17 protein-coding genes are annotated in these 20786 nt (G+C 51.3%); 4 read left to right on the top strand and 13 right to left on the bottom strand.

Annotation, left to right across the window (positions count from 1 at the left end; genetic code table 11):
* Positions 1–2: 2 nt before the first annotated feature.
* From glnL to glnA, 3 genes are all read right to left on the bottom strand, one after another.
* The gene (gene glnL, locus ACJJII_RS05060) at positions 3–1085 is read right to left on the bottom strand and encodes a nitrogen regulation protein NR(II) (protein WP_444918519.1); all 1083 of its coding nucleotides are present in this window, start codon (positions 1083–1085) and stop codon (positions 3–5) included.
* 316 nt (positions 1086–1401) lie between these two features.
* Positions 1402–1956: a DUF4124 domain-containing protein gene (locus tag ACJJII_RS05065; RefSeq protein ID WP_444918520.1), complete on the bottom strand. Its 555-nt coding sequence runs from the start codon at positions 1954–1956 to the stop codon at positions 1402–1404.
* Positions 1957–2144: 188 nt separating this feature from the next.
* Positions 2145–3551, bottom strand: coding sequence for a glutamate--ammonia ligase (gene glnA, locus ACJJII_RS05070; RefSeq protein ID WP_108734896.1), 1407 nt, complete (start codon positions 3549–3551; stop codon positions 2145–2147).
* Positions 3552–3876: 325 nt separating this feature from the next.
* Here glnA and thiI point away from each other — a divergent pair, with 325 nt between their 5' ends.
* The 3 genes from thiI (at position 3877) to ACJJII_RS05085 (ending at position 9969) form a co-directional block, all read left to right on the top strand.
* A complete protein-coding gene (thiI, locus tag ACJJII_RS05075) occupies positions 3877–5358 on the top strand; it encodes a tRNA uracil 4-sulfurtransferase ThiI (protein ID WP_413663717.1) in 1482 nt (493 codons plus the stop codon).
* A 200-nt stretch (positions 5359–5558) separates the two neighbouring features.
* Positions 5559–7367, top strand: a complete 1809-nt coding sequence (gene typA, locus ACJJII_RS05080) for a translational GTPase TypA (RefSeq protein ID WP_282930811.1) — start codon at positions 5559–5561, stop codon at positions 7365–7367.
* A gap of 532 nt (positions 7368–7899) precedes the next feature.
* Positions 7900–9969, top strand: coding sequence for a glycosyl hydrolase family 18 protein (locus tag ACJJII_RS05085; protein WP_444918521.1), 2070 nt, complete (start codon positions 7900–7902; stop codon positions 9967–9969).
* 107 nt (positions 9970–10076) lie between these two features.
* On the opposite strand, the gene ACJJII_RS05090 is transcribed toward ACJJII_RS05085, so the two are convergent.
* Both ACJJII_RS05090 and ACJJII_RS05095 read right to left on the bottom strand, forming a co-directional pair.
* Complete coding sequence (locus ACJJII_RS05090; RefSeq protein WP_444918522.1) at positions 10077–10838, bottom strand: hypothetical protein; 762 nt, start codon at positions 10836–10838, stop codon at positions 10077–10079.
* A gap of 536 nt (positions 10839–11374) precedes the next feature.
* A complete protein-coding gene (locus ACJJII_RS05095) occupies positions 11375–11896 on the bottom strand; it encodes a macro domain-containing protein (RefSeq protein WP_444918523.1) in 522 nt (173 codons plus the stop codon).
* Between the two features lie 178 nt (positions 11897–12074).
* Here ACJJII_RS05095 and ACJJII_RS05100 point away from each other — a divergent pair, with 178 nt between their 5' ends.
* A complete protein-coding gene (locus tag ACJJII_RS05100; protein WP_444895763.1) occupies positions 12075–13157 on the top strand; it encodes a GGDEF domain-containing protein in 1083 nt (360 codons plus the stop codon).
* A 3-nt stretch (positions 13158–13160) separates the two neighbouring features.
* Here ACJJII_RS05100 and ACJJII_RS05105 read toward each other — a convergent pair whose 3' ends face one another.
* From ACJJII_RS05105 to ACJJII_RS05140, 8 genes are all read right to left on the bottom strand, one after another.
* Positions 13161–13931: a VIT1/CCC1 transporter family protein gene (locus ACJJII_RS05105; RefSeq protein WP_444918524.1), complete on the bottom strand. Its 771-nt coding sequence runs from the start codon at positions 13929–13931 to the stop codon at positions 13161–13163.
* An 11-nt stretch (positions 13932–13942) separates the two neighbouring features.
* Complete coding sequence (locus ACJJII_RS05110; RefSeq protein WP_444918525.1) at positions 13943–14425, bottom strand: GNAT family N-acetyltransferase; 483 nt, start codon at positions 14423–14425, stop codon at positions 13943–13945.
* A 35-nt stretch (positions 14426–14460) separates the two neighbouring features.
* The gene (locus ACJJII_RS05115) at positions 14461–15228 is read right to left on the bottom strand and encodes a hypothetical protein (protein ID WP_444918526.1); all 768 of its coding nucleotides are present in this window, start codon (positions 15226–15228) and stop codon (positions 14461–14463) included.
* A 13-nt stretch (positions 15229–15241) separates the two neighbouring features.
* A complete protein-coding gene (locus ACJJII_RS05120) occupies positions 15242–15823 on the bottom strand; it encodes a hypothetical protein (RefSeq protein WP_444918527.1) in 582 nt (193 codons plus the stop codon).
* A gap of 130 nt (positions 15824–15953) precedes the next feature.
* Positions 15954–17846, bottom strand: coding sequence for a DUF885 domain-containing protein (locus ACJJII_RS05125; RefSeq protein WP_444918528.1), 1893 nt, complete (start codon positions 17844–17846; stop codon positions 15954–15956).
* A 188-nt stretch (positions 17847–18034) separates the two neighbouring features.
* Entirely contained in the window at positions 18035–18856 is an 822-nt protein-coding gene (locus ACJJII_RS05130) for a mechanosensitive ion channel family protein (protein ID WP_444918529.1), read from the bottom strand.
* Positions 18857–18887: 31 nt separating this feature from the next.
* The gene (locus ACJJII_RS05135) at positions 18888–19481 is read right to left on the bottom strand and encodes a DNA-3-methyladenine glycosylase I (protein ID WP_444918530.1); all 594 of its coding nucleotides are present in this window, start codon (positions 19479–19481) and stop codon (positions 18888–18890) included.
* A 105-nt stretch (positions 19482–19586) separates the two neighbouring features.
* Positions 19587–20576 (bottom strand): SDR family oxidoreductase, encoded by a 990-nt coding sequence (locus ACJJII_RS05140; protein ID WP_444918531.1) that lies wholly within the window; start codon positions 20574–20576, stop codon positions 19587–19589.
* Between the last annotated feature and the right edge of the window lie 210 nt (positions 20577–20786).

Here is a 20786-nt window from a genome sequence, read left to right on the forward strand (position 1 = left end):
CTCTAGGTTCCTGTATTTGCTAATTCGGTAGTCAGGGGCAGATAAATTTGGAAAATGCTACGGCCGGGTTGGCTGTCACACTTAATCAACCCCTTGTGCTGATTGATAATGTTCTGGGAAATCGAAAGTCCAAGACCTGAACCCTCGGCGCGGCCGGAGATCATCGGGAAGAATATCCGCTCGCGAATTTCCTCCGGTATGCCCGGGCCGTTATCTTCAATTTCTATACGGCAGACCAATGGGCAATTTCGGCGGCCAATGGTGAATTGGCGCTGGATACGCGTGCGCAGTACCATCTCCCCGCTACTGAGACCAATACTTTCATCGATAGCTTGCATGGCGTTGCGGGCAATATTAAGCAGCGCCTGAATCAATTGTTCGCTATCTGCGGGGACATCGGGAATAGACGGATCGTAATCCCTGCGAATTTGAAGCTCGCCGATACACTCTGCATCCAGCAACTGGGCAACCCGCTCCAGAACCTCGTGCACATTAACCGGTTGCAGTACTACCGGCTGGCGTGGTCCCAATAAACGGTCAACCAGATTGCGCAGGCGATCCACTTCCTCAATGATAATCTGTGTATATTCGTCTAACTCTCGGTCCGGCAACTCGCGCTGCAATAGTTGTGCCGCCCCGCGGATACCACCGAGGGGGTTCTTGACCTCATGGGCCATACCGCGAACCAGGTTTCGTGTCGTTTCCTGGGCACTGAGCAGCGCATCTTCCCTGGCAATTCGCAACAGGCGATCCATCGGCTGCACTTCCACAAGTAGCACAGAAAACTCGGGGACCGGGCTGACTGAGTAATCCACGGTCCGGGTTTCAAGATTGTTCAACCTCCAACTGGCCCGGCGCACTGTATACTTCTCATTTTTGCGCAATGCTTCCCGCATAGCCTCATAGGCAGTGGGAGATTCTCGCACCACCTCCTCCAACTTCGAGCCTTTAACCCGGGTACTGGAGGCGGCAAACAAGTCCTCAGCAGCATTGTTCAAATAGCAAAGCGATAAGTTTTCATCCAGCACCAACACTGCGGAAGTCAGGCTATCGAGTAATTGGCGCAACTGGCGATCATTCAGCATTCACAAAATTTCCGATTCATTCCGAGGCTCTGACCAAACTCCCTTTGGTCACCCCCAGCAAACTAGCGCTGTATCTAGTCAGTGCAAAAAGCAAACCAAAATGGCGCATAAGCTGGCATTTGTAGGCGGAAGCAGCTTCAACCGGACACAATCAGTGCGCGATTAGCAACAACGGCATTGCGAGTATTCAGTCTCAGAAATAGGATGCCGCCGACCACAGAGAGAATGCACCATTAAGGTGCATAGGTCAAAAAACAGGCAGACGGACTTTAGAGCGAAGTAAGGGGTAGCGGGAGCTTTGCACTCCCTCAAACATTCACCCCCGAGCTATCGGGCGCTTGACATGAATTGTGATCGTTTGCGACTGGGCCAATACTTGCCCTTTGGGCCCTAGCAGAACCGCCTTGAGCGTATGGGTACCGCGGACCAGGGCGGAGATATCCAGGGAGTTACCAGCCGAACTTCCCTGCCAGCGCTGCCCATCAATAACCGCATAAAAGCTAGCGCCCTCTGGATAATTGGGGGCCACATCCACCTGAAGCGCTATCAGTGTCTGCCCTGGCGGAATAGTCGCCTCATTAATTGGACTCACAATTCGAATCGATACCGGCCCCAACTCTTCATCATCACTTTTGGGCGACAGCTTTCTTGTGGGCAGCTGGCGGGGCAGCGCAATAGGCTGGATATTGATTGGGGCTAAATCCACTTTCTCTGAGTTGCCATTTGCCGGTGGTGTATCGCTAAAACTGACCTGGCCATCGGGCCCAACCACTTTGTAGATCGCGCCAGCCTCTTCATTCTCTTGAGAAGCCGCAACTGCCACCAGAGGCATTGCGAGTAACATGGCCTTTAATTGCCAAAACCTTGCCATAGTGTTTTCGACCGCAGGGCGGACGCTCCTTTCTTCCCAGATCGGGCCAATGTGATATTCCTGAGCCTCCGCATAGCGGCACTCAATTCACTTCCACTGACAGTGTACCCGCAATAAAAAAGCCCGCACCAGAGTGGCGCGGGCTTTTCGAGAACGGCTCGACGGCATCATCGTGATGCCGCTCGCCATTACACGGAGTAGTACATATCGAACTCGACCGGGTGAGTGGTCATGTTCAGGCGCTCTACTTCTTCACGCTTCAGCTCGATGTAGGCATCGATAGCGTCGTTAGTGAATACACCACCGGCTGTCAGGAACTCGCGATCCTGGTCCAGAGCATCCAGGGCGCCTTCCAGGCTGGAAGCGACAGTCGGGTACTCAGCCAACTCTTCCGGCGGCAGATCGTACAGGTCCTTGTCCGCAGCATCGCCAGGGTGGATCTTGTTCTTGATACCGTCGAGACCCGCCATCAGCAGTGCGGCGAAAGACAGGTATGGGTTGGCGGTCGGGTCCGGGAAGCGAGTCTCGATGCGCTTGCCTTTCGGGGAGGGCACGAAAGGAATACGGATAGACGCAGAGCGGTTACGCGCAGAGTAAGCCAGGATTACCGGCGCTTCGAAGCCAGGTACCAGACGCTTGTAAGAGTTGGTGGAAGCGTTGCACAGCGCGTTCAGGGCGCGAGCATGCTTAACGATACCGCCGATGTAGTACAGAGCAGCTTCGGACAGACCAGCGTAGGCGTCACCGGCAAACTGGTTTACGCCATCCTTGCTAAAGGACTGGTGAACGTGCATACCGGAACCGTTATCGCCAACCAGCGGCTTGGGCATAAAGGTCGCGGTCTTGCCGTAGGCGTGGGCAACGTTGTGTACAGCGTACTTGAGGATCTGTACTTCGTCCGCTTTCTTAGTCAGGGTGTTGGCGGCAACGCCGATCTCACACTGGCCAGCAGTACCCACTTCGTGGTGATGCACTTCTACGCGCAGGCCCATCTGTTCCATCGCAGAACACATTGCGGCGCGAACGTCGTGCAGGGAATCCACCGGAGGAACCGGGAAGTAACCGCCTTTAACGCCGGGACGGTGACCAATATTGCCTTCTGCAAAGTTGTGACCTGAGGACCAGGCTGCTTCTTCGGAGTTGATCTTGTAGAAGGCGCCGCCCATTTCGGCACCCCAGGTGATGTCGTCGAATACGAAGAACTCGGGCTCGGGGCCGAACAGAGCGGTGTCACCCAGACCAGTGGACTTCAGGTATTCCTCAGCGCGCAATGCGATGGAGCGAGGATCGCGCTCGTAACCCTGACCGGTAATTGGGTCGACGATGTTACAGCGAATGATAACGGTGCTCTCATCGGTGAAGGGGTCGAGGAAAGCTGTCTCGTCATCCGGCATCAGGATCATGTCGGATTCGTTGATGCCCTTCCAACCGGCGATGGAAGAACCATCGAACATTTTGCCTTCTTCAAAGAACTCACCGTCAACTTCCGACGCAGGGATGGAAACGTGTTGTTCTTTACCCTTGGTATCGGTAAAGCGCAGGTCTATCCATTTCGCTTCACTTTCATTAATCAAACCGAGCGTTTTCGCTGACATTGCAGTCCTCCAGGTCTTGAAAAGTAATTGGTCGCTATGCCTTGCTGTCGCTGCCGGCATTCACTCTCTACCTGGCGTGAAATAAAGCAAGGAGTGTGCCAAATTAGGGCAATCGCCTCATAGTCCCGGTTGGCGCCGGTGCGAGCCCCAGCAAAGTGCTGACGCAGCCAGGATAGATGTATTGTGGCCGAGCAGCCACATAAATACGCACCAAAATAGAACATATTTGCTCTCGCTTCGCCCGCAAACAGTGCACAACCAACTTGGCTCCGGCTAGTTTATAATGCCGCACCTTCTATCAACATGCGGTACCCCACGGATTCCCATGCACTTTGTCGTCAAGTTTTTTCCAGAGATCACCATCAAGAGCAACCCTGTGCGCAAGCGCATGTCGCGCCAGCTCAAGGACAACCTGCAGCGCCTGCTGCGCCAGCTGGACGACCGTATCCAGGTGCGCAAGGATTGGGAAAAGATCGATGTGATCGCGCCCGATGCTGTGTCCCACCTGGGTGGACGTATCGAAGAGGTGCTCTCTCACACCCCCGGCATCGCCAACTTCTCCCGCGTGCGCCAGTTCCCCCTGGGCGACCTGCACGACATGTACGAGAAGACCCTATCGGTATGGGGAGACGCCCTGAAGGACAAGACTTTCTGCGTCAGGGTTAAGCGCACCGGCAAACACGACTTCCAATCCCTGGATGTGGAGCAGTACGTGGGCGGCGGCCTCAACAAGAACACCGAGGCATCCGGAGTCAAACTGAAAAACCCCGACATCACCGTCAAGCTGGAGATCCGCCACGACAAGCTCAACGTGATCGAAGAGCAGCATCCCGGCCTTGGCGGCTTCCCCCTCGGAACGCAAGACCCGGTTTTGTCGCTGGTATCCGGTGGCTTCGACTCTACCGTGGCCAGTTACATGACCATGAAGCGCGGTATCCGCACCCACTTCCTGTTCTTCAACCTGGGCGGACGCCAGCACGAGTTGGGCGTGAAAGAAGTCGCCTACTACCTGTGGAACAAATACGGTGCTTCCCATCGGGTGCGCTTTATCACTGTGCCGTTTGACGAAGTCGTGGCAGAGATTCTCGAGCGGGTCGACGACTCCCATATGGGCGTCATTTTGAAGCGCATGATGCTGCGCGCCGCCGATGTGATCGCCAAGGAACTGGAGGTGGACGCCGTAGTCACCGGTGAAGCCATCGCCCAGGTTTCCAGCCAGACCCTGAAAAATCTGTCGGTGATCGACAGTGTTACCAATACCCTGGTATTGCGCCCACTGATCACCACCGACAAGACCGATATTATCCGCACCTCCCGGGCCATCGGCACTGAAGAGTTCGCCGCCAATATGCCGGAATACTGCGGCGTTATCTCGGTAAAACCCACCACCCGCGCCAAGATTGAAAAAGTGGAGTCCGAGGAAAACCGCTTCGATTTCACCGTCCTCGATCGCGCTATCAGCAATCGGGTGATGCAAAATATTGATCAGGTGATCGAAGAAGTCGATGGCGAAGCACCGGATGTGGAGATCCGCGAAGAGCCGGGCAGCGCTGTGGTTATCGATATCCGCCACCCGGATGAGGAGGAGCTGGATCCACTGGAGCTTGGCTGTGAGGTGCAGACTATTCCTTTCTACCGTCTCAACAACAGCTTTGCCCACCTGGACCAAGAGCGTGAGTACCTCCTGTATTGCTCCAAAGGCGTTATGAGCCGCCTGCACGCCTCACACCTGTTGGACGAAGGTTTTCGCAATGTGGGCGTGCTGCGCCCGCTGATTCCCCACAGACCGGAAACCATTAAGAAGTAACTTCTGCTCAAGGCGCGGGCAATTACCGCCCGCGCGGGTTTTAAAGCGATCAGCGCCCCGGGGCGGTGATTTTTTACTCAAAATCACTCCCAATTGTCATGCGGCCCCCCTATAATCGCCGCCTTTGGCCGGAATGCTGCTGTAGAAACCCCGCAGGCCCCCGCCCCGACTTACCAAGATTTAACGCCCAGAGGCCCCCAGTGATAGAGAATCTGCGCAATATTGCGATTATCGCCCACGTAGACCATGGCAAAACCACCCTTGTGGACAAGCTGTTGTCCCAGTCCGGCACTCTCGACCGCCGCGACGAAGGCGCCGAGCGCGTCATGGACTCCAACGATCAAGAGCGTGAGCGTGGCATCACCATCCTGGCGAAAAACACCGCTATCCGCTGGAATGACTACCGCATCAATATTGTCGACACCCCAGGGCACGCCGACTTCGGCGGCGAGGTAGAGCGCGTACTGTCCATGGTGGATTCAGTTCTGCTGCTCGTAGACGCAGTAGATGGCCCCATGCCGCAGACTCGCTTCGTAACCCAGAAGGCGTTTGAGCAGGGCCTCAACCCGATCGTGGTGATTAACAAGATCGACCGCCCCGGCGCGCGCCCCGACTGGGTGATGGACCAGGTATTCGACCTGTTCGACAGCCTCGGCGCCACCGACGAGCAGTTGGACTTCCCGGTTGTCTACGCCTCCGCCCTGAACGGCATCGCCGGTCTCGACGACACCGACCTGGCCGACGATATGACGCCGCTGTTCCAGATGATTGTGGACAAGGTTGAGCCCCCGAAAGTTGACCCCACCGGCGCTTTCCAGATGCAGGTTTCCGCTCTGGACTACTCCAGCTACGTAGGCGTAATCGGCGTTGGCCGTATCACTCGCGGTACCCTGAAGCCGAACCAGCAAGTGGTGGTTCTCGATCGCGAGGGCAACTCGCGCAAAGCCAAGGTCCTGCAGGTTATGGGTTACCTCGGCCTGGAGCGAGTGGAAGTGGAGCAGGCCAGTGCTGGCGATATCGTGTGTATCACCGGTGTGGGTGAGCTAAATATCTCCGATACCCTGTGCGACCTGGATACTCCAGAAGCCCTGCCCGCCCTGAGCGTGGACGAGCCCACCGTGAGCATGACCTTCCAGGTCAATGACTCCCCCTTTGCCGGCCAGGATGGCAAGTTCGTTACCTCGCGCAACATCAAAGAGCGCCTTGACCAGGAGCTGATTCACAACGTGGCCCTGCGTGTAGAACAAGGCGACTCTCCTGATAAGTTCAAGGTTTCCGGCCGTGGCGAATTGCACTTGTCTGTCCTGATCGAATCCATGCGCCGAGAAGGTTTCGAGCTGGGCGTTTCCCGCCCCGAAGTGGTGCAGAGAGAGGTCGACGGAGAGATCCACGAGCCTTATGAAGAAGTGGTTATCGATGTTGAGGAACCCCATCAGGGGCCCATTATGGAAGAGCTGGGCCTGCGCAAGGCCGATCTCACCAATATGGAGCCCGATGGCAAAGGTCGCGTGCGCCTAACCTTTATCGTGCCCTCGCGCGGCATGATCGGCTTCCGCTCCCAATTCCTTACCATCACCAGTGGTTCTGGCATTATGACCAGTATCTTCGACCACTACGGTCCGGTGAAGCAGGGTGAAGTGGCCAAGCGCATCAACGGTGTACTGGTTTCCATGGTCAAGGGCAAAACCCTCGCCTATGGTCTGTTCGCACTACAAGATCGTGGTCGCCTGTTCCTGGGCCATGGCGAAGAGGTCTACGAAGGCCAAATCGTCGGTATTCACTCCCGTGGCAACGACCTGGTGGTAAACCCCACCAAGGCCAAACAGCTCACTAATGTGCGCGCGTCAGGTACCGACGATGCACTCACTCTGTCACCACCCATTCGTCACACCCTTGAGCAGGCTCTGGAATTTATCGAAGACGATGAATTGGTAGAAGTGACTCCTAACTTTATCCGCCTGCGCAAGAAAATTTTGCAGGAAAATATGCGCAAGCGCGCGAAAAAATAATTAGTATTTTCTTCAACTTTAAAAAGGGCCCCCTGGGCCCTTTTTTGTTTTACCATTTCATGACATCTTCAATCCCTTAAGAGAGATAATCAAAAATTGCTCCGCGGAAACATTACATAGTGAAGTGGTGATTGATTAACTCGACAGAAGCCGTGCTGCACTAAACTGCAGGGAGGCTGCCTGCAAGAGGCCGTAAATATCGCTCGCCAGAATCCGGTATTTTTTTCCGATCTCTTACCCCAAAAAGAAAATTTATCTTCTTTTGATATTAAATAATCGACCATTTTTATCGTTGATCTGCTCAAATATTTATTCCTGGAAGGTGCAATTAAATTTATGCCCGCACTTTTTATTGTCCCCATCATAAAATTACAGCGGAAATAAATATAACCACTCAGCCACTACCCTCCGTGGCTTGCACATTTATTCCACATTTCCTCGCGGAACTTTTGCCTCTCCATTTATTCAAATTTTTCCACATATAACGACAAATTTCTTTATACATAATTAAGACCTATGGGAGGTCAATCTAATGTTTTCTTTCCTGCAATCTCAGGATCGAACAAGGATGTTGGTGGGCAGCCGCAGTGAACGCGGATCTAAATTTGGGTTTAAATTAAAAGCTGCGGCGGCACTCGCAGCAGCAATCGCCATCAGCGGAAACGTCAGCGCACAAGAAACCTCTAAACGTGTATCTGCCTATTGGGCCGATTGGGAATACTGGGCCGACTCATCCTTCACCCATGACAACGTGGATTTCTCCAAGCTCACTCACGTTCAGTACGCCTTTGCCTGGAATGACGAAGACGGCAACATCTACTTTACAGACCCCTACGTTTTCTACGGCCTGGGCGCCCAATCATTTTCCGGCGGCGCCGGTGATGGTCCCGTAAAATGCTCGCCGCAATTCTGGCACCCCTACAGCCAATACGATTCCAGTATTCAGCCCGCGGTCTGCCAGGGCTGGAATGACCACGAATCAGGTTTTGTAAAATCGGTACATGACGACGGTGCCAAGGCGATCCTGTCTATGGGCGGCTGGACCCTCTCCCACAAAGTCTCTGAGATGATGGAGAGCGACACCGCGCGTGCAGCCTTTATCGAAAATGCAGTGACACTGCTTACTGACTGGGATTTCGATGGTCTCGATCTCGATTTCGAATACCCCGGCTATGCACCGAACGGCGGCCGCTCGATCGACAAAGAAAACTTCACCACCCTGCTGCAAGAGCTGCGCGCGCGCTTTGATGAGGTTGAAGCGGAGACCGGCAAAAATCTGGAACTGACCGCTGCCGTGGCCTGTGGCCCCTCGATTGCAGAAGAGGGTTATGATTTTGCTGCTGTGGGCGAAGTCCTCGACTATGTCAACCTGATGACTTATGACTTTGGTGGCGACTGGGATACCGTAGCCCAGCACACCTCGCCGCTGTACCCCTATGAAGGCCAGGTCAACGAAGGCTTCGACGCAGACAGCTGCCGCAATATGTGGATGACTGAGGGCAATATTCCCGCTGAGAAGATCACCCTGGGTATGTCCCACTACGGCCGCAGCGTGGCTGGCGCCACCGCAATCGGTGAAGCCGCCTCCGGACAAGACGTCGCTCACTGGGGCTCTGACACCGAGACGCGCTACTACCAGATCGTCGAGAAAATGCAGAGCGACTCTTCATTCCAGACCGCTTACGATCCCGAGGCCGTCACCCACTATGGTTGGTTTGAGGATGGCGGTTTTATCTCTTTCGAAGATACGACTTCTATCGCCGCACGCGCCCAATATGTGCTCGACCAGGGCCTTGGTGGCGTGATGATCTGGCAGCTACGCGGTGGAATGCTACTGGAGAACAACGAGTATCAATATCCATTGCTCGATGCCGCACTCGAAGTCTTCGGACAGGGCGGTTCCAGTGATAGCGACACCGGAGGCACAGGAGATACCGGAGATACTGGAGATACTGGAGATACTGGAGATACTGGAGACACTGGAGACACTGGAGACACTGGAGACACCGGAGACACTGGAGACACTGGAGACACTGGAGACACCGGAGACACCGGAGACACCGGAGACACCGGAGACACCGGAGATACCGGAGATACTGGCGACACCGGAAGTGGCGGTGGCAATAATAATGGCGGAAGCAGCGCCTGCGTCGCGTTTGAGCAGCCCTATGCCGGCGACCCAGGTTATTCAGTCGGTGACGTTGTTGTCTTTGAAGGAGTCGCCTACGAGTCCACCCACGAGCCAAACTGGTGGTCTCCAGGTTCTGCGCCATCGCTGTGGACCGAAACCACCTGTCAAACTGAGGGCGAAGGCTCCGACAATGGTTCCGACAGCGGCTCTGGCGATAGCAACGACAATGGCTCCGATAGCGGTTCTGACGACAACGCCGATAACGGTTCCGATGACAACACCGACAGCGATCAAGGTTCAGGTGAGACCGCTTCCTGCCCCGAATTCCAGCAGCCATATGCTGGTGACGAAGGCTATCAGGTTGGCGACCTAGTAACCTTCGAAGGCCAGGTTTATGTGTCTACTTTTGGCCCCAACTGGTGGTCCCCGGCTAACGCGCCCCAGTATTGGGAAGCGAGTTCCTGTCAATAATCAGGGTACATACCAGCCGTCAAAAAGACGGCTGGTATCTCCTCTAATAAAAAGGGCCCTTATGGGGCCCTTTTTATTTATTATTTAGTCCGCGCTCAAAATAATTATTACGGCGTATCTTGTAAGATATGCATCACTTCATCAAAGTCATCCTTTGACAAATTATATCTCAGCCAACGAATACCATTATCTGTCAAATTTTTCTCGTACTTAATGTGCTTTTGATCTCGCAGATAAATTCTGAGCCTGGGGTAAGAGGCAATAAATCTCTGCAGCTTATAATCAATTAAATTAATTTTCTTATTATCATCCATTCTTAAAATGTACTTTGGAACCCAACGGCTGCGTGCCGCGCCAGTACCAGTAGCTGTTTCAACCGTCTGAATTTGGCTCCAATTATACTCTTTAGGAAAAAGGGAAAATAATGAATTTAATTTCACCCCGTTGGAGCTGACAACAAAATAACTATTTAGCCCCAAAACCATCAAAGGTAAAAAACAAGCCAAAAAAAACGAGAGAATTCTAAAATTGTTACGCATTGACTGCTTTAACCCATAGCCCTCAAAATATCTTAGACTGAGCTCCTTATCAAGTTCTACCCTTGCCGTAGGGATTAAGTATGAAATCAGCTTAGAGAAGGTCGCAAATAATATTATAGAAATAAACATTACTGGCAGCATTGATAAAATATATCCCTCATTAGTAAGGTCTGCCAAGATTGCGCCCTCAGATAAAGACTCTACTCGCCGAGATACTAAAAGCTTAAAGTAAGAAACAACTATAATAGCCACTAACAAAAGGGAAAGCACGATGACAAACCAGTCCCACTTGCAGCGAATAATAACGCGCTTTCTATTCAGCAGCGGCATTGGGAACGGTAAAAAAGAGGATCTCTTTTTTACTTTAGGATACTCCCACCTTAGACACAATGCACATCTATGCCCTACATCTTCATAGATTTCTTGTTCCTGTATGCAGACTTTACAATAATTCATAGCCACTAAAAATTTATTAGATTTAAAAAATACGCATAGAAGCCGGACGTATTTATTAAATCATTAATAACTAACTTTATCGAATAGATGGCTCGTTAAGACCAACGAAAGCAACATTTAGCACGATAGAACCAAATAATTAAATGTAGGCATAGCACTTAATAATCACCGAAAAGTTAGAAAAGGCTGTATAACACCTGAATAACTCTCAATTCATGAGATCAGAAGACGACTTGGTAAGTTATTGCTTGTTAGACTGGCATGCCGTGGTTCGATCTGCCTGCACCGCAGAACTACTGTATATACGCCACATTAGGTTATTGAAGGAACCATTAACTGCATGGAATCAATAGTGCTTAACTAAATAATTAACACAATAGGCTGTATCCCATTCAATTACCCGTGACACATCAATTATGGCCATAAAAGCGCTGCTCAACTTTCTGCCACTGCGCCAATGCAGTTTGTGAGTGCAAACAAACTGTGAGTCTCTCGAACCTTGAGGCATAAGCGCGTAAAACGGCCAACCCCTGATGTGCTGCAATCTCGTGAGGGAAGCGGTTAGTGCCAGCTCCCAATGCCGGAAACAGTATCGTTTTGCAGCCGCGCTCTATCGCCAACTCTAAAACACTTTCATAGCAGTGCCTCAACAGAACTATAGCCTGGCTCCCCCATTGATCGCCACTGCTCCACTGGGGCGTAACAGTATGCAATAAGTAATCGACCGGTAAATCATAGGCTCGAGTCACGCGAGCTTCACCAACTGGGCATGCTCTTTGATTGGCACATTGGGGGGGTAACCGAGTCCCGCACTGGGCATAAATCTGCGCTGAAAGCCCCCGCCCCCGAATAAGATGCTTGTGTGCCGGACACACCAGAGCATCTCCACGCATCGTCAAGATATCGCCAGAAGTCAGTTGAATTTGTGTCACGATTTCTCAGTTCTAAAGTTTGAGTTACTGATACTGTAGCTTGCTACTTTGGTCGGTGACAGATTCCCCCTATACTCACCATTGCTTCACTCCGGCAGTGGCTACCAGCATAGTTGTATGATGCAGGACGGTCCCGAGCAAGCGGAAGGTTGCAGTCGGTATAGCAACGGGAATGACTATGAGCTCAGGGTATAACAATCAAAACCCCGCGATATCCACCTCTATTGATGAAGTGCAGCGCATAGATCTGCGCAGACGGATATTGGCCTCCTCTTATATGCTGATATTCGCTATGGCTATCACCGGAGCCATGGCGATCATCGCCCTTACTGCAACTAATATCCTGCAGGCATCGACGCTTTTTATCGTCGCGGTGGTTATTTTATTTGCATATATCACTGTCAACATTATCGGTCCTACCGAGAAAACGCCATTATTGGTGGGAATTCTTTTATTGGCGCTGTATTTCTACTTACTAATGACTGGTGGTGTAAACAATACCGGATTGATGTGGGCAGTTATGCTGGTCCCCGGATTTATCAACCTTTACGGCTATAAAACCGGCACCACTGCACTGCTCGGCATAGGTCTCGCTACGGCAGCAATCCTGTTTTATCCGGATTTCCCAGGGCTCACGGCCAAATATGATACGGCCTATCGTGCGCGTTTTATTGCAGTATTTGGTGCACTCACGGCTCTAACTGCATTACTTGACAGTAGCCGTCACCAAACTCAACAGCTCCTCCAGCGATTAACAGGTGAATTGGAGACCTATGCTGCCACGGACACATTGACCGGATTAGCGAATCGCAGAGAAGCATTTCGCGCCATTCATGAATTAGAACGCCGGAATGATGAGCTGAAAGATCAATATGTCATCCTTATCGGAGACTTAGATAACTTCAAGACGATCAACGATACCTACGGGCACTCCTTTGGCGACCGCGTATTACAAGATGTTGCCAAGATACTGAAAAGTAACACCCGGTCTGAGGATATTGTGGCGCGCTGGGGCGGCGAAGAATTTTTATTGCTATTGCCGAATACTGACTTGAAAGGCGGCAGTGTCCTTGCAGAAAAACTTCGTCGCAGAGTATCCACCCTCAGTCGCCGCTATACACGCCCGGTAAAAATCTCAATCAGTCTCGGAGTCGTCGAAGGCAGCACCAATGGCAAGCCACTCAATCAGCTATTGGCCGAAGCAGATAAACGTATGTATCGAGCCAAGAATGGCGGGCGCAACAAAGTGGTAGCCGCATAAATATTAAGTCACCAAGTGGCGCAGTAGATAGCCAACGACGAGTGCCAGGGCCGCTGCGCTACTGCCAAAAAACAGAGTTTTTAAGCCCGCCACCAGCAGGTGGTGGGAAAACACCAGTCCTTTGCACAAGCCAATAGCAAAAAAAGCGCAGACCGACAGAACGGCGCTCGCATAAAATTGTTCGGCGGGATTAAGGCTGTGGAAAAGGTAGGGCAGCAGGGGAATAGCACCTACACACAAAAAAGCGGCGAAGGTTATCAGTGCCGCCCCCAGAGGGTTATGCTCTAAGCGGCTTATACCGTACTCTTCCGCCAGCATTGTCTCTATCCACAGCTTTTGATTCGCGGTGATAGTGGCAACAATATTATCGAGAACTTTACCTCGAAATCCCTTTCGATAGAAAATCTGCCTGATCTCTTCCCGCTCTCCCTCGGGAATTAAAGCAATATGCTGACGCTCTGTACGCATAGCCGCGGCTCGTTGCTCACGCTCCACACTGGCAGCTTCATAATTGCTTACCGCCATGCTGAAACCATCAGCGATAAGGTTGGCAAAGCCCATCACGAGCACAACCGCTTCGGAGAAGCCTGCACCAAAAGCGCCTGCAACAATGGCAAAGGTAGTTACGCAGCCATCTATCGCTCCCAAAACAAAATCAGAGAGCCACTGTGACTGTGGACGACTTCGCAAGCGCGCCTCAATACGCTCCGGTCGATGCTCCTCAATTAGCGCTTCCCGGCTTTCTTGTTGGTGTTTTGGGTTTTGCCGGTCCATAACCAGGCGAGCTACTGTAAAAACCGCTGCATAACATAAGCATCTTGCAACCTTCCCAAAGGATCGGTAAATGCTCTATCTAGCGTTTTGATAATAGTGAAGCCCAGCTCGGTATAAAGGGTAATTACGGGCTCATTGTCGCTGGGAACGTAGTTGAACTGCATTTCCAAATAGCCGGCGTCCTGGGCTCTGGCGATTGCATGCTGGACCAGTGCACGATCTACACCGCGATCGCGCACATCCGTGTGCACGAGAAAGTTGGCTGTCGCGACATGGCTATGAATACCAGGGAAATTAACCCCTAATTTATACACCCCCAGCAGGTGAGGTAACTCTTCGGTAACATAAGTCTGTAAGTCGTCATTAAGCCATTGAGCAGAAAACACTTCTCGACTGATCTTATGCGAGAAAGGCAGATCCCCTCTGTTTCGCACAACACTAAAGAGGCTCCACATGCCTTCGAGGTCACTCTCTATAGCCTGCCGAATATCCATAGGAATCCATATCTCAGACGGCTTGCCGCACTTGCCTAGCGCACAATGAAGCTCCCCCGATCCACACCGGTATTTCCAGTCTTGGGATCATAGGCATATAGCACAATTTCATAAACACCTGGCAAATCCGTCGCAAAGGGCGCACTAAAAGTATTCATAGTCTCCTGTATCTCTAGCGGCACTCGAGCAAATGATTTGCCATCTCTTTTAACCAATGCCACAACTTCTATCTTACTGCCATCCCAAAGCCCACCATCGGTAAGTGAACATCCGCACATCATTACCACATTAGCGCGAATCTCAAAGGGACTCTGGTCCAAGCCTGTATAGAGATGGGTCTGTGGGCTGAGTAAATCTACCAACATTCCCGGAATTTCCACAATCAGCCCATCACCAGAAATAGGCTTTCCCGGAACCAGCCAAGTCTGTGTCTGCGCCACCACTCGGGCCTGCTTTTTGATATACGGTGCAAGAACTTCCACCGTCAGAAACACCGGCTCACTGATATTCAGTGTAGCGGTAAAATGTGCAGCGCCATCGGCGATAGGTTGGAACCTCTCTCGGGGCGTTTTCATAATTCTGGTGGTGTCACCGGTGCTCCCTTGGGTAAGCCCCTTGGCAAGAATTTCCCCAGAATCTGCATCGCGAATAATAACCATGGCACCACCGATCGAGGAGCCAATAAACTTGGCATCCATGGCCTTGGCGCGCACGGTAATTTCAGTGGGTGTTGGCTCCGCCCATAAAGCGGAAGGAAACAGTTGTAATAGCAGAGCGACGATAATAAATCCTGAACGTCTCATAGATACTCCTCTCTTATACATTGCCCAGCAGATAATAAGCCCCAAAAATACCCACTCCCCAAAACACAGCCCCTACAGCCAACCAAACAAAATTCCAGGGAGTAAATCTCGAGTTAGCCTGTCCTGAAATATCTCCATTAACCATATTGGCAGCTTTCTGTCCCTCATAAAGTGGCCACAATGTAAAGGGTAAGAGAAGTATACTTACTATATCGATCAATGAAATTACATCGGAGTAATAGGAAATCCTGTCGACAATAGCCCCGGCAATCGCAAAAACTACATATAACGTAGCCCAAAGTGCCGGCACCCAGCGGTAATCCACCTTATCAATCTCGATACGGCTTTGAATCCTGGAAAAAAGGGAATGAGTAAAAAAGATAGAGAATATCGCCCGCATAACCGGCCACATATTCTCTCCACTAGCACGCTGATATTCTGCCCAATGACGGTAAAACCAATAAACTGAATAGATACCCACTGTACCTAGGCTCATTACCCAGAATTTGGTTGGTGAAACTATATAAAACTGCGCTTCGTCTTCTGAAACAGTATCTAATTCAGCCTCTGGGGCAGAGTAAATATTTGAATCCATTGGGACTTTTCCATAAACAATTATTTTAGGGAAAACCAGCTTTCCTCTATACACAGACGATATTCACAGAAATAAGCCCAATAAAAAAGCCGGGCTATGCCCGGCTTTTTAAAAGAGTCAGCTAAGAAGCTTATGATTGCTTCACCGATTCCACCCAAGAGGCTACACGGCTCTCCAATACGGGCACTGGCAAAGCACCGCCACCCAGTACGGTATCGTGGAATCCGCGAATATCGAATTTATCACCCAACTGATCTTCAGCCTGCTTGCGCAGCTCCTGAATTTTCAGCATACCGATCTTGTAAGCAGTTGCCTGGCCCGGCCACGCCAGGTAACGACGCACTTCGGAACGAACTGCAGTCTCGGGGATTGCGGAGTTTTCCAGGAAGTACTCCACCGCTTGCTCTTCACTCCAGCCTTTGGCGTGCAGGCCGGTATCAACAACAAGGCGAATGGCTCGCCACATTTCAGCCGTCAGGTGGCCAAACAGGTTATAGGGATCTTCGAAGGCCCCCATTTCTTTAGCAAGCTTCTCAGAGTACAGCGCCCAGCCCTCTACATAGACAGTAAAGTGAGCTTGAGTGCGGAACTGCGGGATACCTTCCAATTCCTGAGCAATTGAGATCTGCATATGGTGACCGGGGTTGCCTTCGTGGTAGGCCACAGTTTCCATATCAGTCGTGGAATAGGCACTCATATCAGACAGATGCGCATAGTAAATACCCGGGCGGGAACCATCGGGAGTGCCGGGGTAGTAATGCTGGGCACCGCCATCCTGTTCGCGGAAAGACTCAACCCGCTTTACTACCAACTCAGCTTTCGGCAGAAGGCCAAAGTATTCCGGCAATTTCTTGGTAATGTTGTCCAGGAACGCAGTTGAGTCATCCAGGTAGCCCTGGCGACCTTCATCGGTATTCGGGTAGTAGAATTGGCCATCTTCGCGAATAAACTTGAAGAAGTCCTGCAGGCTACCTTCGAAACCAACCTGCTTCTTGATAGTTTCCATCTCACCACGGATACGCGCCACTTCTTCCAGGCCGATATTGTGGATCTCGTCGGCAGTCAGGTCCGTAGTTGTGGTGTTGGCCAGGCGCTGATTGTAGTAGGCCATACCATTGGGCAGGCTACTAGCACCTTGAGGCTCTGCTGAGGCCTTCTGCATATCCGCTTTGAGCCAGGTAACCAGCCCTTGATATGCGGGGAAGAACTCAGTCTCTAATGCCTTGCGCGCTTCCGCAGTCAGCTTGTCTGCCTGCTTCTGATCAATAGTACCGGCTTCGAGCAGCTCAGCGATTTTCCCTTTGGCACCGGCCCACAGAGGTGCGTCTTCACCATCGGTAAACGGCGCGCCTTCAATCAATTTACTGGACTGATCAATTGCACCCTCATAGGCAAAGCGCGGGGGGCGGATACCTTCTTTGGACGACAGCTTGGCGCGGTCAAGCAACTGGTTGATCGCGCGGGAGATACCACCGATACGGGTGATATACGCCTGCATATCTTCAACGTTGTCGACCTTGTGGAAGTTCAGCAGGAAGTTGGGCAACTGCGATTGTGCACCTCCCATCTGCTCAAAGATGTAGCCGTGACGGATAAACGGCGCAGCGGCCTTGGCCTGTTCAAACTGATAAATCCAGATATCGTAGGAGGTTTTCCCTTCCTGAGTCAGCTTGCTGTAGTCGAAATTCTTCTTGAGCTCTTCAACACTTTTCTCTTGCCAAACCAAGCGGCGAGCCTCTGCGGCTTCACTCATATCGTCGATTTGGTCGTAGTGGTCTTTGCGACCCAGGTAGGACAGCTGAATCGGGCTGAACTGCAGCTGTTCCTCATAACGCTCATCCAGCCACTCAGTCAGGCGCTTGGTTTCGGCAACCGCATCTACAGTTACTGAGGCCTCGGCAACCGCATTTTGGGGCTTATCTACGTTGGCTCCAGTCTGGGTACTTTTGTCACCCTGACAGCCCGCAAGGATAGCGACAGCCAGCAGGCTGGGGATCAGTGGGTTGTTCAGCTTTATCGGCATCTTCCTATCTCGATCAAAAGTTGTACAAAAAAACGCCGCTAACTTTGACACGAATTCGGTGAGGTGTCGATTCATGCCCCCCAGAACGCCATATGTTTGCGTTGAGTTGAGGCAAATCGGAGATTTTGGACTAGGTGGACCCAATACCTGAAGCAGGATATTGCCACAAGTGACCCTGCGGTAATGGACTAACGCCGGCTTGTGACCCGGTCCACGATATGTAGCTCTCGCTGGGGAAAGGGTACCGTCAAGCCTTCTGCCTCCAGTGCAGGCTTAAGCTTTTGCATCAGGGACCAATAAACATCCCAGTACTGATCATTGGCAGCCCAGGCCCGCAACTGTAAATTGACCGCGCTGTCAGCAAGCGCCTTAACAGCGAAACTTGGCTCTGGCTCAGCAAGAATACGGGGTTCCTGTTCTACTAGGCGACGTAATACTGTTAGGCCGCGATCAATGTCATCGCCATAGGCGATACTCGCCACAATCTCGATACGGCGAGTCTTATTGCGACTGAAGTTGGTGAGCACTTGCCCCCAGATAGCACTGTTGGGTGCGGTAATACGCAGCCCATCCATGGTATCCAGCTCCGTAGTAAACAGCCCTACCTCGCGAACAGTGCCCAATATGGCACCGAACTGAATCACATCCCCAACGCGGAACGGCCGCAATCCCAGCAATAGGAACCCCGAAGCAATATTTTGCAGGGTATCTTTCAACGCTAAGGCTACTGCCACACCAGTAGCGCCGAGTAGAGCAATTAAGCTGGTAGTGTTAATACCAAAGACATCCAATACCAGCAGTGCGCCAACAATATAAACCGCCCAGCTCGAAATACTGCGCAGTACCGGGCGCAAGGTAATATCAAACCGGTCCGGCATACGATCAACCGCTCGGCGAGCAAGATGGGCCACAAACAGCGTCACCAAAACTACCAGTAGTGCGGCTGCCAACTTTAGGGATAGTGCAGTTACTTGGGGCCAATACTCATTGAGAAAGCTATTAATATTCATCGATCCCCGAAAATAAATCCCTATTTTAAATTCAAGCCAAACCTAAGTTCTGCGCTTCATCGACACAACGCTGATGAGCCGGACAAGTTTCCAAGTGATCATTGACCATTCCAGTAGCCTGCATATGCGCGTACATAATGGTTGATCCCACAAAACTAAAACCCGCTTTCTTTAACGCCTTACTCATCGCATCAGATTCTGCTGTTGTGGCCGACACCTGCTTCATGGAGCGGGGGCGATTAACAATCACTCTTCCACCGGTGAACTGCCAGAGAAAATCCCTTAAGGATATACCGCGATCGCGCAACTCGAGGGTTGCCCGTGCATTCTTGATGGCCGATTCAACCTTGAGCCGGTTGCGAATAATTCCCGGGTTGAGAAGTAATTTCTCTACCTTTTTAGGGGTGTACCGAGCAATTTTTTCAGCATCAAAATTATTAAACAGTTTACGGTAATTCTCCCGCTTATTGAGCACTGTAATCCAGGATAAGCCCGCCTGGGCCCCCTCCAGCAACAAAAACTCAAACAGGGTTTGATCATCGGTAACCGGCCTACCCCACTCCTCATCGTGGTAACTTTGATAAAGTGGTGTAGACAGGCACCAGTCACAGCGCTTTTCCGCCATCATTACTTCCTTTTTATAACTAGCTTGCGCCAGAGAAAAAGTAATACTGAATAAGCTGTAAAACCAAAAGCAAGGCAACTAACCCAAAAATAATATTATTACGATTCACTTCGACTCCAACAAATTGTTCTGCACTAACCAATCGCGACATTCGCATAACATAGTATCCAAAGCCACCCCCGATTGATAACCGAGTTCACATTCAGCTTTAGCGCTACTAGCAACGACTCTCCGCGTTACCAACGTGGCTTTTTCAGGGGTAATAACCGGCTCTTGCCCACTCACCCGAGACCAGAGGTCAGAAAACCAGGCGATAGATTGAATTAGAAATGCCGGTGTGGTGCGTTTTGGTACAGGTTTATGCAATAGCTCAGCGATCTTTCCAAAGAACTCTAAAAAACTGGCATCCGTTCCGGCCAGGATATAATTTTCGCCACACCGCCCCTTTTCAACCGCGTCGATATGCGCTCGCGCTACTGCACCGGCATGGCAAAAAGAACCCCAGCCCGGTGGAACACCTGGTAATTGATTTTTATCAATCAGAAAAAAGGTCTGCGCCCAGCTGGTGGTATCGTATTTACCAACAATTGCACAAGGGTTTAGAAATACCGCATCCAGGCCCTGCTCAATTTCCTTGCGAACGGCAATTTCCTCTCTTTTTTTCGTGTACAGATAGTGATGATGAGGGTCATCTGCCAGCTTATCACTTTCTTCAGTAATTCTTTCCTTATGGTAGCCATAAGCAGAAATTGAGCTGGTCACCACCATACGCCCTACATTTTTCTCCCTGGCAACTTTGGCAATATTAGCCGCCCCCTCAACATTATCTTTCCACTGCTGGGCATTACCGCCGCGCCACATACTGGTATTAGCCGCCATATGGAAAAGTGCATCGACATTATTTGGAATTGCAGCTTGAAGGGACTGAGGGTCATTCAGAGAGGCCTCAACCAGATTGACGCCCAGAGAGCGCAACATATCGGTATTGGAGGTGCGCCGATGCATGGCGGTAACTTTCCACCCATCACCAACCAATTGCTCTACCAAATTAGCGCCGAGAAAACCGGTTCCCCCGGTTACAAATGCGTGTTTCATAAATCCACCGGATGAGTTGTTATCGTTATTCATACCCAGTGATTAGCTCTATCGAAGCCACCTCCTTCCGGAAGGGCAGACCGGTTGGTGATACCACCACTCCGACAGAGTGGGCGGCACACTAACTTCACTAGTGACACCGCCGCAAAACTAAACCCCTTTGCAATCGTCCTACCGGGAGTTTTTTTGATTGATCCCGCTATTACTTTT

This window comes from Microbulbifer maximicatervae (SeqCode), from assembly GCF_052467825.1.

Excerpts from the sequence above, each read along its gene's own strand:
- ACJJII_RS05085 (WP_444918521.1), top strand. The coding sequence starts at position 7,900 with ATGTTTTCTTTCCTGCAATCTCAGGATCGAACAAGGATGTTGGTGGGC.
- ACJJII_RS05065 (WP_444918520.1), bottom strand. The coding sequence starts at position 1,956 with ATGGCAAGGTTTTGGCAATTAAAGGCCATGTTACTCGCAATGCCTCTG.
- ACJJII_RS05115 (WP_444918526.1), bottom strand. The coding sequence starts at position 15,228 with ATGAGACGTTCAGGATTTATTATCGTCGCTCTGCTATTACAACTGTTT.
- glnA (WP_108734896.1), bottom strand. The coding sequence starts at position 3,551 with ATGTCAGCGAAAACGCTCGGTTTGATTAATGAAAGTGAAGCGAAATGG.
- ACJJII_RS05125 (WP_444918528.1), bottom strand. The coding sequence starts at position 17,846 with ATGCCGATAAAGCTGAACAACCCACTGATCCCCAGCCTGCTGGCTGTC.
- ACJJII_RS05105 (WP_444918524.1), bottom strand. The coding sequence starts at position 13,931 with ATGGACCGGCAAAACCCAAAACACCAACAAGAAAGCCGGGAAGCGCTA.
- ACJJII_RS05135 (WP_444918530.1), bottom strand. The coding sequence starts at position 19,481 with ATGGCGGAAAAGCGCTGTGACTGGTGCCTGTCTACACCACTTTATCAA.
- glnL (WP_444918519.1), bottom strand. The coding sequence starts at position 1,085 with ATGCTGAATGATCGCCAGTTGCGCCAATTACTCGATAGCCTGACTTCC.
- ACJJII_RS05110 (WP_444918525.1), bottom strand. The coding sequence starts at position 14,425 with ATGGATATTCGGCAGGCTATAGAGAGTGACCTCGAAGGCATGTGGAGC.
- ACJJII_RS05130 (WP_444918529.1), bottom strand. The coding sequence starts at position 18,856 with ATGAATATTAATAGCTTTCTCAATGAGTATTGGCCCCAAGTAACTGCA.
- ACJJII_RS05090 (WP_444918522.1), bottom strand. The coding sequence starts at position 10,838 with ATGCCGCTGCTGAATAGAAAGCGCGTTATTATTCGCTGCAAGTGGGAC.
- ACJJII_RS05140 (WP_444918531.1), bottom strand. The coding sequence starts at position 20,576 with ATGAAACACGCATTTGTAACCGGGGGAACCGGTTTTCTCGGCGCTAAT.
- thiI (WP_413663717.1), top strand. The coding sequence starts at position 3,877 with ATGCACTTTGTCGTCAAGTTTTTTCCAGAGATCACCATCAAGAGCAAC.
- ACJJII_RS05120 (WP_444918527.1), bottom strand. The coding sequence starts at position 15,823 with ATGGATTCAAATATTTACTCTGCCCCAGAGGCTGAATTAGATACTGTT.
- ACJJII_RS05100 (WP_444895763.1), top strand. The coding sequence starts at position 12,075 with ATGAGCTCAGGGTATAACAATCAAAACCCCGCGATATCCACCTCTATT.